The organism is Methylobacterium oxalidis (genome assembly GCF_007992195.1).
Taxonomy (GTDB): Bacteria; Pseudomonadota; Alphaproteobacteria; order Rhizobiales; family Beijerinckiaceae; genus Methylobacterium; species Methylobacterium oxalidis.
In genome coordinates this window covers 57,546-73,640 of sequence record NZ_BJZU01000002.1, presented here as the reverse complement: position 1 = coordinate 73,640, position 16,095 = coordinate 57,546, and the positions used below count along the sequence as shown (strand labels likewise).

General features: G+C 72.3%; 18 protein-coding genes. 11 read left to right on the top strand and 7 right to left on the bottom strand.

What is annotated here, in order from left to right; translation table 11 throughout:
• Nucleotides 1-255: 255 nt before the first annotated feature.
• Both MOX02_RS00550 and MOX02_RS00545 read right to left on the bottom strand, forming a co-directional pair.
• The gene (locus MOX02_RS00550) at nucleotides 256-1,488 is read right to left on the bottom strand and encodes a YeeE/YedE family protein (protein WP_306424511.1); all 1,233 of its coding nucleotides are present in this window, start codon (nucleotides 1,486-1,488) and stop codon (nucleotides 256-258) included.
• Nucleotides 1,485-2,456: a sulfurtransferase gene (locus MOX02_RS00545; RefSeq protein WP_147023748.1), complete on the bottom strand. Its 972-nt coding sequence runs from the start codon at nucleotides 2,454-2,456 to the stop codon at nucleotides 1,485-1,487. The genes MOX02_RS00550 and MOX02_RS00545 overlap by 4 nt, the downstream gene beginning before the upstream one ends.
• 517 nt (nucleotides 2,457-2,973) lie before the next feature.
• Between MOX02_RS00545 and MOX02_RS00540 the strand changes: the two genes are divergently transcribed.
• From MOX02_RS00540 to MOX02_RS00515, 6 genes are all read left to right on the top strand, one after another.
• Complete coding sequence (locus MOX02_RS00540) at nucleotides 2,974-4,185, top strand: hydrolase (protein ID WP_238179170.1); 1,212 nt, start codon at nucleotides 2,974-2,976, stop codon at nucleotides 4,183-4,185.
• Between the two features lie 168 nt (nucleotides 4,186-4,353).
• A complete protein-coding gene (gene purL / locus MOX02_RS00535) occupies nucleotides 4,354-6,579 on the top strand; it encodes a phosphoribosylformylglycinamidine synthase subunit PurL (RefSeq protein ID WP_147023747.1) in 2,226 nt (741 codons plus the stop codon).
• A gap of 47 nt (nucleotides 6,580-6,626) precedes the next feature.
• Nucleotides 6,627-6,863 carry a BolA family protein gene (locus MOX02_RS00530; protein WP_109886983.1) on the top strand — a complete coding sequence of 79 codons (237 nt, stop codon included), beginning with the start codon at nucleotides 6,627-6,629 and terminating at the stop codon, nucleotides 6,861-6,863.
• A gap of 26 nt (nucleotides 6,864-6,889) precedes the next feature.
• Nucleotides 6,890-7,384 carry a DUF29 domain-containing protein gene (locus tag MOX02_RS00525; RefSeq protein WP_147023746.1) on the top strand — a complete coding sequence of 165 codons (495 nt, stop codon included), beginning with the start codon at nucleotides 6,890-6,892 and terminating at the stop codon, nucleotides 7,382-7,384.
• A 69-nt stretch (nucleotides 7,385-7,453) separates the two neighbouring features.
• On the top strand, nucleotides 7,454-7,792 hold the full coding sequence (gene grxD / locus MOX02_RS00520; protein WP_147023745.1) for a Grx4 family monothiol glutaredoxin: 339 nt from the start codon (nucleotides 7,454-7,456) through the stop codon (nucleotides 7,790-7,792).
• 145 nt (nucleotides 7,793-7,937) lie between these two features.
• Nucleotides 7,938-8,837: an NAD(P)/FAD-dependent oxidoreductase gene (locus MOX02_RS00515; protein WP_147023744.1), complete on the top strand. Its 900-nt coding sequence runs from the start codon at nucleotides 7,938-7,940 to the stop codon at nucleotides 8,835-8,837.
• A 3-nt stretch (nucleotides 8,838-8,840) separates the two neighbouring features.
• Here MOX02_RS00515 and MOX02_RS30920 read toward each other — a convergent pair whose 3' ends face one another.
• Nucleotides 8,841-9,224, bottom strand: coding sequence for a DUF2809 domain-containing protein (locus tag MOX02_RS30920; RefSeq protein WP_170267589.1), 384 nt, complete (start codon nucleotides 9,222-9,224; stop codon nucleotides 8,841-8,843).
• Nucleotides 9,221-10,120, bottom strand: a complete 900-nt coding sequence (locus tag MOX02_RS00510; protein ID WP_174804862.1) for a DUF817 domain-containing protein — start codon at nucleotides 10,118-10,120, stop codon at nucleotides 9,221-9,223. The genes MOX02_RS30920 and MOX02_RS00510 overlap by 4 nt, the downstream gene beginning before the upstream one ends.
• A 231-nt stretch (nucleotides 10,121-10,351) precedes the next feature.
• Here MOX02_RS00510 and MOX02_RS00505 point away from each other — a divergent pair, with 231 nt between their 5' ends.
• Both MOX02_RS00505 and MOX02_RS00500 read left to right on the top strand, forming a co-directional pair.
• Nucleotides 10,352-11,236 carry an SMP-30/gluconolactonase/LRE family protein gene (locus tag MOX02_RS00505; protein ID WP_147023743.1) on the top strand — a complete coding sequence of 295 codons (885 nt, stop codon included), beginning with the start codon at nucleotides 10,352-10,354 and terminating at the stop codon, nucleotides 11,234-11,236.
• A gap of 248 nt (nucleotides 11,237-11,484) precedes the next feature.
• Nucleotides 11,485-11,703: a hypothetical protein gene (locus tag MOX02_RS00500; RefSeq protein ID WP_147023742.1), complete on the top strand. Its 219-nt coding sequence runs from the start codon at nucleotides 11,485-11,487 to the stop codon at nucleotides 11,701-11,703.
• Nucleotides 11,704-11,718: 15 nt separating this feature from the next.
• Here MOX02_RS00500 and MOX02_RS00495 read toward each other — a convergent pair whose 3' ends face one another.
• Nucleotides 11,719-12,660: a hypothetical protein gene (locus MOX02_RS00495; RefSeq protein WP_147023741.1), complete on the bottom strand. Its 942-nt coding sequence runs from the start codon at nucleotides 12,658-12,660 to the stop codon at nucleotides 11,719-11,721.
• Between MOX02_RS00495 and MOX02_RS00490 the strand changes: the two genes are divergently transcribed.
• Both MOX02_RS00490 and MOX02_RS00485 read left to right on the top strand, forming a co-directional pair.
• On the top strand, nucleotides 12,659-12,895 hold the full coding sequence (locus MOX02_RS00490; RefSeq protein ID WP_147023740.1) for a hypothetical protein: 237 nt from the start codon (nucleotides 12,659-12,661) through the stop codon (nucleotides 12,893-12,895). The genes MOX02_RS00495 and MOX02_RS00490 overlap by 2 nt on opposite strands.
• A 224-nt stretch (nucleotides 12,896-13,119) precedes the next feature.
• Nucleotides 13,120-13,473 carry a hypothetical protein gene (locus MOX02_RS00485; protein ID WP_147023739.1) on the top strand — a complete coding sequence of 118 codons (354 nt, stop codon included), beginning with the start codon at nucleotides 13,120-13,122 and terminating at the stop codon, nucleotides 13,471-13,473.
• 112 nt (nucleotides 13,474-13,585) lie between these two features.
• On the opposite strand, the gene rpsT is transcribed toward MOX02_RS00485, so the two are convergent.
• Nucleotides 13,586-13,864 carry a 30S ribosomal protein S20 gene (rpsT, locus tag MOX02_RS00480; RefSeq protein ID WP_147023738.1) on the bottom strand — a complete coding sequence of 93 codons (279 nt, stop codon included), beginning with the start codon at nucleotides 13,862-13,864 and terminating at the stop codon, nucleotides 13,586-13,588.
• A gap of 349 nt (nucleotides 13,865-14,213) precedes the next feature.
• Between rpsT and speB the strand changes: the two genes are divergently transcribed.
• Nucleotides 14,214-15,155, top strand: coding sequence for an agmatinase (speB, locus tag MOX02_RS00475; RefSeq protein ID WP_238179172.1), 942 nt, complete (start codon nucleotides 14,214-14,216; stop codon nucleotides 15,153-15,155).
• A 13-nt stretch (nucleotides 15,156-15,168) separates the two neighbouring features.
• On the opposite strand, the gene MOX02_RS00470 is transcribed toward speB, so the two are convergent.
• Nucleotides 15,169-16,095 carry a pyridoxamine 5'-phosphate oxidase family protein gene (locus tag MOX02_RS00470; protein WP_147023736.1) on the bottom strand — a complete coding sequence of 309 codons (927 nt, stop codon included), beginning with the start codon at nucleotides 16,093-16,095 and terminating at the stop codon, nucleotides 15,169-15,171.

Genomic DNA, 16,095 nt, shown 5'->3' with positions numbered 1-16,095 from the left:
CCGGCGGGACCATCGTTGCTGATTGAGCAGGAGTCAATGTCTTCAGAAGCAAATCGCTGGATTTGTAATGTTCTGCTATTTCTGGTTTACTGAATTCGCAGAACAATCCTAGATTTACATAAGACCGGGATGCGCCGGCACCGGACCCCGAGGCCGACCGACGCAAGCCGATGACGATCGCGCGTTCGCCTCGGGCGGGACCGGACGCGCCCGCGGCCCGGCGGATCGATCGGCGCGGGGGCGGGGAGCGGAACCCTACGGCAGCAAGCGGAGCCGGCGGCCGGCGAGGAGCGTCGCGGTGGCGCCCACGAACATGGCGAGGCCGAACACCCAGCCGGAGACGGCGCCGGCCATGATGCCCGAGAGGAGCGTGCCGACGCTGCAGCCGAGGCCGGTCATCGCGCCCCAGCCGAGGAGCACGCCGCCGGTCAGGCCGCGCAGGACCTGGGCGCCGGTCGGGCGGGCAGGGCGGAACTGGTCGGCCGCGAGCGCCGCGGCGAGCGCCGCGAGCACGAGGCCGCCGACGAACAGGCCGTTCGGCGTCAGAAGGGCGTCGCGCACGGCCGTGGCGCAGCCGCGGAACGTGTCGAGGCCCTCGAGCCGGGCCGGCAGCAGCCCGAGCTGCGCGGCGGCCTGGCGGGTCCGTGCGCCGATCTCGGCCGTGACGCCGAGGGGGCCGACCCGCAGGTAGGCGGCCGTCGCGATGGCGCCGACCGCGAGGCCGCCGAGCCAGGCGGGCCAGCGGGCGACGAAGACCGCCCCGAGCGGGGAGGCCGGGACCTCCCGCGCGGCGGGCGCCGCCGGTGCGAGGCGCCAGGCCAGCCAGGCGAGGCCCGTGAGGGCGAGGAGGCCGGCTGCGAGGGAGCCGGCATAGCCGAGATGGCGCGGGAGCCACAGGACCGGCGCGTCCGACACGCTCGCGAGGTAGAGCGGGTTCCAGGTCGCGAAGCCGAGCGCGAAGCCGAGACCCGTGCCGAGGAGCGCGAAGGGGGCGGTCGGCGAGCCCTCGCCGAGGCGGTAGAGATGGGCGCTGATGCAGGAACCGGAGATCGCCATGCCGGCGCCGAACGCCAGGCCGGCCAGGGCGAGCACGGGGCCGACCGGCCCGACATGCGCGTCCGGCGGCAGGCGCGTGCCGGACGGGTCCGGCATCCAGGCGCCGAGCACCACGGCGTAGCCGACGAGCCCGGTCGCCAGGGCGGCGAGGATGCCGAGCATCCCGCGCGGGTCGCGATGATCGAGAACGTCCCGCCACAGGCAGAAGAAGCAGAAGCGGGAGCGCTGCAGGACGAACCCGAACAGCCCCCCCAGCACGAGGGAGAGGCCGAGCCGCGTGCCGCCCGGCTCGCTCGCGAGGCGTTGCGCGGAGAGGACGATCGCGAGGCCCATGAGGACGGCGAGGCCGATCCGCAGCGGTCCGGACGAGGCCCGCGACACGATCGGCGAGGCCGCTCCGGGCCCCGCCGCCTCTCCGAGGCCTGCCGTCACTTGCCGCCCCAGACCGTGCCGGCGAGGTTCACCACGGGCACGCCGACGGCGTTGCCGTACTCCGTCCACGATCCGTCGTAGTTGCGCACCGGGTAGCCGAGGATGCGGCTCAGCACGAACCAGGAATGGCTGGAGCGCTCGCCGATCCGGCAGGACGTGATGATCGGCTTGGAGCCGTCGATCCCGGCCGCCGCGTAGAGCGCCTTCAGCTCGGCCGTCGACTTGATGGTCCCGTCCGGGTTCACGGCCTTCGCCCAGGGCACGTTCACCGAGCCCGGGATGTGGCCGGCCCGGATGGCGAGCTCCTGCACGCCGGCGGGCGCGATCACCTTGCCGGAGAACTCGTCCGGCGAGCGGATGTCGAGGATCTGCTCGTCGCGCTCCCTGCGCGCCACCGCCAGCACGTCGGCGAACCGCGCCCGCAGGGCGGGCGAGGCGGGGGCCGCCTGGAAGGTCGAGGCCGCGACCTCCGGCGTCCGGGTGTCGAGGGGCCGCTTCTCCGCCTCCCACTTCTTGCGGCCGCCGTCGAGGAGCTTGACGTTGTCGACGAGCCCGTACTGGGCGAGCACCCAGGCGCCCCAGGCGGCGAACCAGTTGTTGTTGTCGCCGTAGAGCACGACCGTGGTGTCGCGGTCGATGCCGAGGCGACGCAGGAGGGCGGCGAACTTCTCCGGCCCGGCGATGTCCCGGGTCACGGTCTCGACGAGGTCGCTGTGCCACGCCACGTTCTGCGCGCCCGGGATGTGGCCGCGCTCGTACTGGCCGGGCTCGACGCTGACCTCCACGATGCGCAGCCGCTGCGCGTCGAGGTTCTTCTCCAGCCACTCGGTCGAGACGAGGGCGCTCTCGCGGGCGGGCTCCTTCGCCTCGGCGGCGACGCGGATCGCGACCGGCTCCTGCGCGGCGACGGGCACGGTGAGGGCGATGAGCGCGGCAAGTCCGAGCGAGGGTATCGTTGTGCGCGGCACGGGATGGTCTCCGGCGGGGTTGATCGATGGACGCGCCCCGCGTGTCCGCCGGGCGGCCATGCTTCGGCCACCGAGCTCTCGCGACGGGCGCTGCTGCGGGATGATGGGCAGATCCGCAGGACGTCCGAGCTGCCCCGGAGCCTGGGCATCACCCCCTTTACCGAGCGCAGGTCTCAATCTGTCCGCGGACCGCACGGGCATCATCGTCAAGAACCGAGCCCCGCGTCAACGAAACCGTGTTCCGTTTTACTGGACCATCGGAAACGCCCGTTCTCCGAATGCAGTGAAAATACGGAGGATTATCTTGCCGGGTCTGGGGCCCGATCGGCATCTTGAGGCGAGACCTGCGGAGAGCGCTTCGTCGCGCCCGTCGCCGACGTCCTGGCGCAGCCAAGGACCGGGCCTGATCCCGCGGCCGATGTAGCCAGAGGGGGCCGGTTCGGCGTATCTGGGGCCCGTCCCACCCCTCAGACCGGATGCCTGCGCCATCTCGCGACCCGATTCCCCCGTCCGGCCGATCCGGCAGGTGTTCTACATGCCGGGCTTCGACCCGCGCCCGCCCGAGACCTACTGGGGCCTGTTCCGGCGCGAGAGCCGGCTGACGGCCGCGCGGCGCGGGCACGACATCGCGGTGAGCGAGCCGGTGCGCGCCGCGGACGGGCTCAGCCTCGACTGGACGGTGGCGTTCGACGGGCAGACCACCCGCTACGGGCTGCTGCGCTGGGACGACATCGTCGCCGCCCGCTTCCCGCGCCGGAACTGGCGGCGCCTCGTCGACGTGCCGGCCCTGTGGTGGCGGCTCTGGCGCAGCGGCTACGTCCGGCGGTTCCGGCGGGAGGCGCGCCGGTTCTCCACCGTGATCCTCGGCGTCCACCAGATCTATCTCGGGTTCGTCGTGCTGAGCCTCGCGCTCGCCGCGGCCGCCGCCGCGACGCTGCCCGAGGCGAGCTGGCCGTGGTCGTTCCTCGCCGTCCCCCCGCTCGCCTACGCGATCCTGGCGGGATTGATGCGGGCCACGCGCGGCAAGCCTCTCTACGTGGCGCACCTCGTCGACGACACGACCTTCACGCACGACCACGGCAGCGGCGCGGAAGGCCGCATGCACGCGCGCCTCGACGCGCTCGCCGAGCGCATCCGCGCCGCCGAGGGCACGGCGCCGGAGATCGTCGTGATCGGCCATTCCTCGTCGAGCTTCCTCGCCATCGAGGCCCTCGACCGCATCCTCGCCCGCGACCCGGATTTCGGGCGCCGCGGCACCCCCGTCTCCCTCGTCACGATCGGCAGCGTGATCCCGTGGATCGCCCTCGACCCGCGGGCCGAGCGGGTGCGCGGAGCGCTCGCCCGCGTGGCGGCGGCCGACGCGATCGGCTGGCTCGACGTGCGGGCGGAGTGGGACTGGCTCTCGGTCCACCTGCGCGACCCGCTCGCCGCCTCGGGCATCCCCTCGCCGGGGCCCGGCCGGCCGGCGGCGATCCGGGTGCGCCAGGATGAACTCGTCGCGCCCGAGCTGCTCCGGCTCAAGAGCCGCCAGTACAATCTCTTCCAGACGCACTTCCAGCTCCTGATGTCCGCGATCGACCCGGCCGCTTTCGACTACATCGCGTTCGTGGCCGGGCCGGAGCCCGTGCACGCGGCCGTGGCGCGGGCCGGGGCGGGCCGCCCGCGGAAGGACGGGACCGGCGCCCGCGCGGCCTCGGGCACGCCGCTGGCAACCGTGAGCCAGCATTGAGCCAAGCGTTCACAACCGGATCCGAGATCCCGCTGCGGCGCGATCGATTGTTGCCAGCCCGGATGCTTCCGCTCTAGAGCCTGCGCCAGAGCGGCCGCCCGCGCACGGGACGACGGGAAGACCCGTCGCCCCGGCGCGGGGGCGGCCCGAACTTCGCCGAGACGCGCCATGTTCCGAAACGACGTTCCCATCACTCCGGACCTCGTGCGCCAGCACGGCCTGACCCCGGACGAGTACGAGCGCTTCCGCGGGCTGATCGGCCGCGACCCGACGCTGACCGAGCTCGGCATCGTCTCGGCCATGTGGAACGAGCACTGCTCGTACAAGTCCTCGCGCAAGCACCTGCGCGGCCTGCCGACCTCGGCGCCCTGGGTGATCCAGGGGCCGGGCGAGAACGCGGGCGTGATCGACATCGGCGACGGGCTCGCCTGCGTCTTCAAGATGGAGAGCCACAACCACCCGAGCTTCATCGAGCCCTACCAGGGCGCGGCGACCGGCGTCGGCGGCATCCTGCGCGACGTCTTCACCATGGGCGCGCGCCCGATCGCGGCCTTGAACGCGCTCCGCTTCGGCTCGCCGGACCATCCGCGCACCCGCCACCTCGTCTCGGGCGTGGTGGCCGGCATCGGCGGCTACGGCAATTCCTTCGGCGTGCCGACCGTGGGCGGGGCGGTCGGCTTCCACCCGCGCTACGACGGCAACATCCTCGTCAACGCCATGGCGGTCGGCCTCGCGCGGACGGACGCGATCTTCTACGCGGCGGCCACCGGCGTCGGGAACCCGATCGTCTATCTCGGCTCGAAGACCGGCCGCGACGGCATCCACGGCGCCACCATGGCCTCCGCCGAGTTCGACGCGGAGAGCGAGTCGAAGCGCCCGACCGTGCAGGTCGGCGACCCCTTCGCCGAGAAGCTCCTCCTCGAAGCCTGCCTGGAGCTGATGGCCTCGGGCGCCGTCATCGCCATCCAGGACATGGGCGCGGCCGGGCTCACCTGCTCGGCGGTGGAGATGGGCGCCAAGGGCGACCTCGGCGTCGAGCTGCACATCGACAAGGTGCCGGCCCGCGAGGAGGGCATGACGCCCTACGAGATGATGCTGTCCGAGAGCCAGGAGCGCATGCTCATGGTCCTCAAGCCCGGCATGGAAGCGGAGGCGGAGGCCATCTTCGTGAAGTGGGGCCTCGACTTCGCGGTGATCGGCCACACCACCGACACGCTCCGCTTCGTCATCAAGTGGCACGGCGAGACGGTGGCGGACCTGCCGATCAAGGAACTCGGCGACGAGGCCCCCCTCTACGACCGGCCCCACCGCTCGAACGTTCACCTGCCGATCCTGTCCGCCGCCGAGGTGCCGGAGCCGGCCTCGCTGACGGACGCGCTGAAGCGCCTCGTCGGCTCGCCCGACCTCGCCTCGAAGCGCTGGGTCTACGAGCAGTACGACCACTTCATCCTCGGCAACACCGTCGAGACGCCGGGCGGCGACGCCGCGATCGTGCGTGTCGAGGACGGGCCGAAGGGCCTCGCGCTCACCACCGACGTGACGCCCCGCTACTGCGAGGCCGACCCGGTCGAGGGCGGGCGGCAGGCGGTGGCCGAGGCGTGGCGCAACATCACGGCGGTGGGCGGGCGCCCGCTCGCCATCACCGACAACCTGAACTTCGGCAACCCGGAGAAGCCCGAGGTGATGGGCCAGCTCGTCGGCTGCCTGACCGGCATCGGCGAGGCCTGCCGGGCCCTCGACTTCCCCGTCGTGTCGGGCAACGTCTCGCTCTACAACGAGACCAACGGCGTCGGCATCCTGCCCACCCCGACGATCGGCGGCGTCGGCGTTCTCGACGACGTGGAGCGGCGCGCGAGCATCGGCCTGAAGCGCGAGGGCGACGCCCTCCTGCTGATCGGCGCCACCGACGGCTGGCTCGGCCAGTCGAGCTACCTCGCGGTGATCGAGGGACGGGAGGAGGGCGCCCCGCCGCCAGTCGACCTCGGGCTCGAGCGGCGCAACGGCGACTTCGTGCGCGGCCTGATCACGAGCGGCCTCGTCGACACGGTGCACGACCTGTCGGACGGCGGCCTCGCCGTGGCGCTGGCCGAGATGGCGATGGCGGGCGGCATCGGCGCCGCCCTGCCGGAGGTGCCCGTCAACCTGCCGGCCCACGCCTACCTGTTCGGCGAGGACCAGGGCCGCTACCTCGTCGCGGTCGACCCGGAGACGGCCACCGAGATCCTCTACAGCGCGTCGAGCCAGGGCATCGACGCGGGCGTGGTCGGCGTCACGGGGACCGAGCATTTGACCCTGCCGGGCGGGCAGACCATATCGGTCGCGGAGCTGCGCGAGGCGCACCAGAACTGGTTCCCGGCCTACATGGCGAGCCAGCCGGCGGGCGCGGCGGCCTGAACCCGGGCCCCGTCCCCACCCTGCGACACCCCTGAGGAGCCCGAACCATGCCGATGGACGCGCGCGAGATCGAGGCGATGATCCGCGAGGCCCTGCCCGACGCGCAGATCGAGATCAAGGATCTGGCCGGCGACGGCGACCACTACGCCGCGACCGTCATCTCCTCGGCCTTCCGGGGCAAGACCCGCGTCGCCCAGCACCAGATGGTCTACGGCGCGCTCCAGGGGCGGATGGGGGGCGTGCTCCACGCCCTTGCGCTGACGACGGGCGTCCCGCAGGATTGAGGGGCAGACGCGGGACCGAGGGCCCGATGGACCACCCGAGCCTCTACGACGACGACATCGTGACCTGGGCCGAGCAGCAGGCCGCGGCCCTGCGCGCGCTGGGCCAGCGCGCGGACCTGTCGAACGCCGTGGATTGGGAGAACGTCGCCGAGGAGATCGAGAGCGTGGGACGTTCGCAGATCCACGCGGTCGAGAGCCTCCTCGCCCAAGTCCTGTCGCACCTCCTCAAGCAGGTCTCGGCGCCGTCGGCCCGGGCCAGCCTGCACTGGCGCGAGGAGATCCTGACCTTCCATGCGGCGGCGCTTCTCCGGTACGAGAAGTCGATGCGCCAGCGAATTCGGTGGGACCAGATCTGGAAGTTGGCGCAGACGATGGCCAATTCCAGCCTGATCGCGTACGGCGACGCGTTGCTGCCTCGGCTGCCGCAATCGTGCCCGATCCCGCCCGAGGAGATCCTGGCTCAGCCGATCGACATCGACGCGGCGCTTCGCCGGATCGTGGACGCGACCGAATTGCATTGACCCGTCGCGGCGGTCCGAAGGATCGTCGGATGCAACCGACACTTCCAGGGTACTGACAAGGACGAACCCATGACCGACGTCAACGCCACCATCGAGAACGAGATCAAGTCGCAGGACGTGGTCGTGTTCATGAAGGGCACGCCGCAATTCCCGATGTGCGGCTTCTCGGGCCAGGTGGTCCAGATCCTCAACTACCTCGGGGTGCCGTTCAAGGGCGTGAACGTCCTCGACGACATGGCGATCCGCGAGGGCATCAAGGCCTTCTCGAACTGGCCGACCATCCCGCAGATCTACGTGAAGGGCGAGTTCGTGGGCGGCTGCGACATCACCCGCGAGATGTTCCAGTCGGGCGAACTGCAGCAGTTCCTGTCCGAGAAGGGCGTCCCGGTGAAGACCGCCGCGGCTTGATCCGGGCCGGCACGCGAACCCGGGTTCGACGGAAGGGGCGCCGCGGGCGCCCTTTTTCGTGGCCGTCCGGCAACGATCGCGGGGTCTCGGCGCTTGCCTCGTTCGGAAGCCCCGCTCGCGGGCCCGATCTCGTGGAGCGCCCCCCATGCGCGACGTCATCATCGTGGGCGGAGGCCCGGCCGGCCTCAACGCCGCCCTGATCCTCGGCCGGTGCCGGCGCAGCGTGCTGCTCTGCGACAAGGGCGAGCCGCGCAACGCCGTCACGCCCCGGACCTGGGGCCTCTTCACCCGCGACGGGACACCCCCCTTCGACCTGCGGGCGGCCGGGCAGGCCGACCTCGACCGCTACCCCACGGTCGAGCGGCGCGACATCGCGGTGGTCGGCGCGCGGCGGGACGGCGACGCGTTCGAGGTGCGCCTCGCGGACGGGAGCGTCGAGCGCGCCCGCCGCCTGATCCTGGCCACCGGCCTCCACCAGAACCTGCCCGAGATCGAGGGCTTCGCCGAGCACTGGGGCACGGGCGTGCATTCCTGCCCCTACTGCGACGGCTACGAGGCCCGCGACGAGCCGGTCGTCGCCTACGCGCACGGGCCCGTCGCCAAGGGCTTCGCCCTGGAGCTGACGGCCTGGAGCCGTGACGTCACGCTCTGCACGGACGGGCACCCGACCGAGCTGTCGGACGAGGACCGCGACCGCCTCGCGCGCAACGGCGTGCGCCTCGTCACCGACCGGGTGCGGCGGCTGCGCGGCGACGGCGACCGCCCCACCCACATCGAGCTCGCCGAGGGCGGCACGCTGCCCTGCCGCGCCGTCTTCCTGATGCCCGCCGAGTGCCTGCCCTCCGACCTCGTGCGCGAGCTCGGCTGCGACCTGACCCGGAAGGGCACGGTGCCGACCCGCGACTACGAGAAGACCAACGTGCCCGGCCTGTTCGTGGCCGGCGACGCCTCGCGCCGCGTCCAGTTCGCGGTCGTGGCCGCCGCCGAGGGCGCGATGGCCGCCTTCGCGGTCAACACGGAGCTCCTGAGCGAGGACACCCGCTGAGCCTCAGGGCCGCCCGGCGCCGATCCGGCGCGCGGTGAGGAAGGCCAGCGCGATGCCGGCCGCGTAGGACAGGAGGTTCCAGGCCGAGAAGATCCGGCCGAGGAGCAACTGCCCGGCGAGCGTCAGGCGGAACGCGTCGAGGCCTGGCGAGCGGTAGAGGCGGAACAGCTCGATCGCGGTGGCCGCCAGGAACGCCGCGGCGAGGGCCGCCCGTTCGCCCCACCCGCGGGGCCGCAGCGCAGCCGCCAGCAGGAACAGCATGGCGCCCCACAGGATGCCGCCGCCGACGTGGTGGACCCGGAGCGGCAGGCCCCAGGGCACGAGCCGCAGGACGAGCCCGGCGAGGATCACCAGGGCCGCCGCGGCGAGGTAGGCGCCGCGGCTCACGGCCTCGGGACGCGCGTGCGGGCGGCGAAGAGCGTCGCGATGCCGTTCACCCACGCGACGAGGGTGTAGGAGATGATCATCAGGAGGAACCACGAGCTCAGCTTCGAGAGCGGCACGAGGGACCAGCGCAGCCTCTGGCTGGGGTAGAGCCACGTCCCGGTCGCGGTGCCGATGTTCTCCGCGAACCAGATGAACAGGGCCACCAGCGTCAGGCCGAGGAGGAGGGGCATGCGGCGGTGGACCACCCAGACCTTGAAGTAGATGGTCGCCCTCGCGAAGAGCACGGAAGCCGCCAGGATCAGCCCGAGGCGGATGTCGGGCAGCCGGTAGTTGGTGAGGAAGTTCACGTAGATCGCCGCCGAGAGCACGGCGAGCGCCGCGAGCGGGGGGTGGCGCGTGAACCGGAAGTCGAAGAGGCGCCAGACCCGCGCGAGGTAGCTCCCGACCGCGGCGTACATGAAGCCGGTGAAGAGCGGCACGCCGCCGATGCGGAACAGGCTCGCCTCCGGGTAGGCCCAACTCCCGATCGCCGTCTTGTGGACCTCCATGATCGTCCCGATGACGTGGAAGATCAGGATGACCTTGGCCTCGTCGAGGGTCTCGAGCCGCAGCCGGAGCATGACGATCTGGATGGCGACCGCCGCGACGAAGAGGAGATCGTAGCGCGCCAGCGGCGCGCCGGCCGGGTAGGCCCAGTAGGTGACGATGAGCAGGCCGAGGAGGAGGGCGCCGAACAGGCAGGCCCAGGCCTGCTTCAGCCCGAACCGCAGGAACTCGTAGGCGGCCACGGCGAGCCGGCCGCGCGCGGCCGCCGCGGCCCCGAGGCGCCTGTCCGCCTCCACGAACCGGGCGAGCGGCGGCCAGGCCGCGGCGGCGCTGTCGGCAGCGCCCGGCAGCTCGGTCCGCGCGGTCCGCCCAGCGAGGGGCTCGTCGGTCTCGATCACTGTCCCCCGTCCTCCGCGGAACGCCCTCGCACAGAACCTGCGGGACCGCCAGACACGGGTTTGGTGCGGCCCCGTCCCACGCCCGGCGCATCCCTCGGCATCGGCTCAGGGACGCTCGCCCGCGTCGCGCGTTGAACCCCCGAACCGTCGTCAGACGAGCCCTCACCGAGGACGCCCGCACGCATGACCCCACCCGTCCATCCGCACACGCCCCGCGTCGCCGTCGCCTGCGGCTGCGAGCTCGGCGAGGAGATCCTGTGGGACGCGCGCTCCGGCACCCTGGTCTGGGTCGACATCGAGAACCCGGCGATCTGGCGACACCGGCCCGAGACGGACGAGACGCACCGCCTCGCCCTCGACGAGAAGCTCGGCTTCGCCCTGCTCACGCCCGACCCCGGAAAATTCATCGCCGGCTTCAAGTCCGGCGTCGCCTGCCTCGACGTCGAGACGGGCGCGCGCACGCCGCTGGTGCGGCCCGAGCCGCACCCGCCGAACAACCGGCTCAACAGCGGCAATGTCGGGCCGGACGGAGCCCTCTGGTTCGGCAGCATGGACGACGCCGAGAGCGAGCCGACCGGCGGCTTCCACCGCTGGGACGGCCGCACGCGGCTCGATTTCGGCGGCGCCGCCACCGTCACCAACGGCCCCGTGGTCGGCCCGGACGGGCGCCGGCTCTACACGATCGATACCGCGAACGGCGTCGTGCGGGTGCACGACCTCGACGGAACGACGGTCGGCGAGCCGCGTCCGCTCATCACCTTCGAGCCGGGCTGGGGCAAGCCGGATGGGCTCACCCTCGACGCCGAGGGCCATCTCTGGATCTGCCACTACGCGGGCTCGCGCATCACCCGCTTCGCGCCGGACGGACGGGTGGAGCGGATCCTGCCGGTGCCGACGGCCCTCGTGACCAAGTGCGCCTTCGGCGGGCCCGACCTCACGACGCTGTACATCACCACCTGCCGGCGGGGCCGCGACCCGGCCATCGACCCGATGGCGGGCCACGTCTTCCGGGTCGAGACCGACGTCCGGGGCTTCCCCGCCAACATCTATCGCGGCGCCGGCACCTGAGCGGGCGATTCGTGCGCTCGCGAACATTTGGCAGCACTTCGGGCGCGGCGCGCGAAGCCTTGCGAATGCCGAATCGGCCAACAGAGGGTGCGATTTCGCACCGCGACCGGGGCACCGGAATGCGACGATTAATTATCGGTTGACGGGCGACGACTTTCGGAACTTCTACGGCCTGTCCCCGTTATCCACACGGCCGAGCTTACCACGGCCGCCCGCCGCCCTCTCGTCACCGCAGGTGCGAGGAAGCCATGCCCGTTTTCGACGCGAAGAATCTGGATAGCAGTTTCGAGGGTCAGGCCCTTCTCACGGCCTTGCTGCATCCGACGCGGGCCGAGCAGGCGCGGGCGCGCATCAACGGGCGCCGCCGCGCCGTGCGGGCCGCCGCGATGACGGACCCGATGGTGGTGGAGCCGCGCTTCCCCGTGCGCTCGGACGACCTCGCCGCGACCCCGGTCCCGACGACCTGAGCCGGAACTCGTCCCTCACCAGGATTGCGGGGTGATGAGCCCCTGACGCGTGACCACGACCCAGTCGCGGCCACGGCGCTCCAGCGCCTCCACGCGGCCGACGCCGGGAACCGTGTCGCCGGGCGCCACCTCCACCAACCTGCGCTTCCTGTCCTCCAGCATCGCCGCGCCGTCGTAGACGTCGCGCACGGCCCAACCCTCGATGACGGCGGGTTTCGGCTTGTCGGGGATCGCGCCGGTCTGCGCCGGCTCGGGCTTCGCGGCCGCCGGGGCGGGCGCCACCGCGGCGGCGGGTGCGGGGGCGGGCGCCGGGCGCTTCTCGATCAGCGTCGAGAGGGCGGCGAGGCGCGTGGCGTGGTCGCGGTCCGACTGCTCGATCCGCTCGCCGAGGCCGGTCATGCGGGTCGTGACGGTCTGCTCCAGCTTGGCCAGTCGCTCGGAGACGCCGTTCGCGCGGGTCTTGGCGTCGGTGCGCGTCACCTCGTTGGCGTCGCGCAGGGCGCTGAGCGTGCGCCCGAGGCGCTCGATCTCGGTGTTGAGGCGGGCGGCTTCGACGCGGTTCGCCTCGAGCCCGGCCTGCACCTCCGTGAAGGCGCCGGCCGTCCGGTCGGCCCGCGGGGTCGAGAGGGCGCTCGCGCCCGCGCCGACGAGGGTGCCGACCGCGAGGGCGGCGCAGGCGACGCCGGCGAGACGCGCGTCGAGCCGAAAGCCGGGGCGGACCCGCGCGGCCGGCGGGAGGATTTTTGCGCCCTTCGCCACGATCTCGGGCTTGGCGGGCTCGGATCTTACCGCTTCGATCTTGGCCGCATCCAACCTGGCCGATTCGGCTTTGGCCGCCTCGGCCTTCGCGGGCTCCGGCTTGGCCGCGCCCGACACGATCGCCATCAGCTGCTCCTGCGGCGACGGCGCGCTCTGGGCAGCCTTCTCGGCGCCCGCCTCGATGCCGGATGTGCTCATGGCTCTCGTCCTGCCAGATGCGTTTGCGGTGACCCCGAAAGCATTAGTTAAGGACGTTTGTTTACCGAAAGGTTACCGGGCGGCGCGACCGGGCCCCGGATTGAACGCCCCGATTGCCGGCATCTTGACGGCAGGGAATTGTCGAATCGTCGTGTCGAGTAGTCGGGGGCTGACTCTGGCGGTCACCGAAACGAAATTGATCATCCTGAACATCGCCGACGATCCTTCGCTGTAAGCTCAATGCCTGCTTTGCGGTCGACCACAGGGCCGCATCGATGTCGACCCAAGAGGGACCAAGCCTGAGGTTGCGTATCCTGGGGCAGAGACGCCGGATCTGACGGCGCGACGCCGCCTCGGTAAAACCGCTCGGGCTTCGGCCGTGACACATCGGAGATGCGCCACGGCGCTGAGCTCGCGGCACTTGCGACGCAGATTCGTCAGACTGATCGAGGCGCAGTGATGAAACTGGGTTCGGGTAATGTTGTGAAAGCTGATCGGGCTTCAATCCTGCCCGTGGCAAGCTTCGTCGCGGCGCTTCTGGCGACGATGTTGTTGGGCGCACTCGCCGCGCTCTCGATGTTCGGAATACCGACAACCCTCCACGAAGCGCGTGCTGACAGGAGCCACGTCCCGGAACTGTCTTTCTATGTCGGGGTCCTTTTCAGCGCGCCGATCTGGCTTGCAGGCATCTGGACGACGGCGTTCGCGTTCGCGACTGGTGCACGATCCCTGGTGCGGTACCTCGGGCTCGGGATCTGTGCCGCGGCAGCGGCCGTCTTCGCGCTGATGTTCTCTCTGAGACCCGACTTGTAGCGCAGCACCGAGACCCCGCCACAGCGCTCGATTCGGTGGGAGAATCATTGCCAAAAGAAAAGCCCGGCGCGGTGGCCGGGCTCGTCCGTCGTCGTCCCTGAGGGCGAAGGCGTCAGGCGGCCTCGGCGGCGCTCAGCGACTTCACGCGCGCGGCGAGGCGCGAGACCTTCCGGGAGGCGTTGTTCTTGTGCACGATGCCGTGCTGGGCGGCCCGCATGATCTCGGGCTCGGCGGCGCGGAGGGCGGTGAGGGCCGTATCCGCGTTGCCGGTGGCGATCGCCTCCTCGACCTTGCGGAGGAACGTGCGCATCCGGGAGCGGCGCGAGCGGTTGATCGCCGTGCGCTTGGCGATCTTGCGGGTCATCTTCTTGGCCGACACGGTGTTGGCCATGGGCATCCTCGTCTCGTCGGGCGGTACCGACGGGCCGGGATCGGCCGGGGGTCGGTCAACGCGTGCAGGTGTCAGGTAATGGCGAAGCCGAGGGTTCGCGAAAAGCGCGAGCCCTCGGCGGAGCGGGTGCTATACTCGCACGCCCTTGAGTCGTCAACGCGATCGGCCGCCGGCCTGCATGCCGGAGGCGGCGGCTTGATCCCGGACGGCCGGTGCTCCGATGATCCGGGTCTCGCGGCCGGAGGGAGGCGTCAGGGTGGGGCAGGTTTTCTCGGGCCGGGAGGCGGCGGACGGGCCGTCGGGCGGGAAGCTGGCCGAGCGGATCGCCCGCTACCGGCCGGCCTCGGGCATGGACGGCCCCCGCTACGCGGGCGTGGCGAGCTTCATGCGGCTGCCCGTCCTCGACCCCGCCGCGGCGGCGGGCGAGATCGAGATCGGCCTCGTCGGCATCCCCTTCGACGGGGCGACCACGAACCGGCCGGGCGCGCGGCTCGGCCCCCGCGCCGTGCGCGAGGCCACGACCGGCACGCGCCAGTTCAACCCGGCGACCGGCGTGGCGCCCTACGCGCTCGCCGCCTGCGCCGACCTCGGCGACGTGCCGGTGAACCCGCTCGACGCTGCCGACACCTGCCGGCGGGTGGAGGCGTTCCACGCCGGCCTGCGGGCCGCGGGCGTGGTGCCGCTCTCGGTCGGCGGCGACCATCTCGTCAGCTACCCGGTGCTGCGCGCCCTCGGCGCCGGGCGCCCGCTCGGCCTCGTCCACATCGACGCGCACAGCGACACCGACGACGGCCAGTATGGCGGCATGCGGCTGACCCACGGCACGCCGTTCCGGCGCGCGGTGGAGGACGGCGTGCTCGATCCGCACCGCACGGTGCAGATCGGCATCCGCGGCAGCATCGATTCGGCCGACGAGCGGGACTGGGCCTGCGCCCGCGGCATCCGCATCCTCACCATGGAGGAGACGCTCGCCCGCGGCCTGCCCGAGATCCTGGCCGAGGCCCGCGCCATCGTGGGCGAGGGGCCGGCTTATCTCAGCTTCGACATCGACGCCCTCGACCCCGCCTACGCACCGGGCACCGGCACGCCGGAGATGGGCGGCTTCACGGGGCGCGAGGCGCTCTACCTCGTGCGGGGCCTGCGCGGCCTCGACCTCGTCGGGGGGGACCTCGTGGAGGTCGTGCCCTCCCTCGACCCGACCGGCGTGACGTCGCTCGCCGGCGCCACCATCGCCTTCGAGATCCTGTGCCTGCTCGCCGACGCGGTGGCCCGGCGGCGCGAGGCCGCCTGAGCGGGGCGCGCCCTCACGCCGGCCCGGCCCAGGGGCCCGTCCCGGCGAGGAAGGGCGAGGGGTCGAGGGGGCGCCAGCGCAGCGGCAGGGCCGCCGGCCGGCGCCAGCCGCGCAGGGCGCGGAAGCTCCACGAGCGGCGCGCCCCCGCGAACCCCGCGGCCTCCCGCCCGTCCCAGTCGATCTCCGCCTCGCCCTGGAGCGTGAGGAGGTCGCCGCTCTCGAAATCGACGAGGAGGAGCGAGGCCCGGGGCTCGCCGACGAGGTTGCCCAGCGTGTTGAAGTAGCGGTTGCCGGGAAGATCCGGGATCGTGAGCACGTCGCCGTCGACGCGCACGAAGCCCGGACTGCCGCCGCGGTGCGAGATGTCGGCGCCGCCTGCCGGCCCGACGCCGTCCCGGGCACGGGTCGCCACGAACAGCGTGTCGGCCGACGCGATCAGAGCGCGGGCCCGCGCGTCGACGCCCCGGAAGCTTTCGGCCGGGCCGCCGGCGCGGGGCTCCGCCTCGGCCTCGCGGCGCCGGATGTATTTCGGGCAGTTGCCGAAGCTCTGCTCGACCGCGACCGTGAAGCCGCCGGCATCGACCGCGGCGATCCGCCCGTTGGCGCGGTTGCGACGCCGGGTCCCGAAATCGAGCCCGAGGAGCCCGATCTCGGCGCCCGGCCGCAGGGCGGAGGCGGCCGGATCGTCGGACGGCGGCAGGGCCGCCACCCGCAGGGTCTCGGGATCGGGCGTCGAGACGAAGCCCGGCCGGCCGGCGAGCGCGGTGGCGATCGGCCAGCCGTCCGCGTCGACGGCGCCGACGAGCAGCATCGGCAGGCCGGCGAAGAAGGTCCGGTGCTGCTCCGGCATGAAGGTGCGGATGGCCGGCGTGTCGCCGATCACGCCGTCGCCGAGACGCTGCGCGGCGATCTCGTCCGCGTGGAAGGAGGGGGCGTGCAT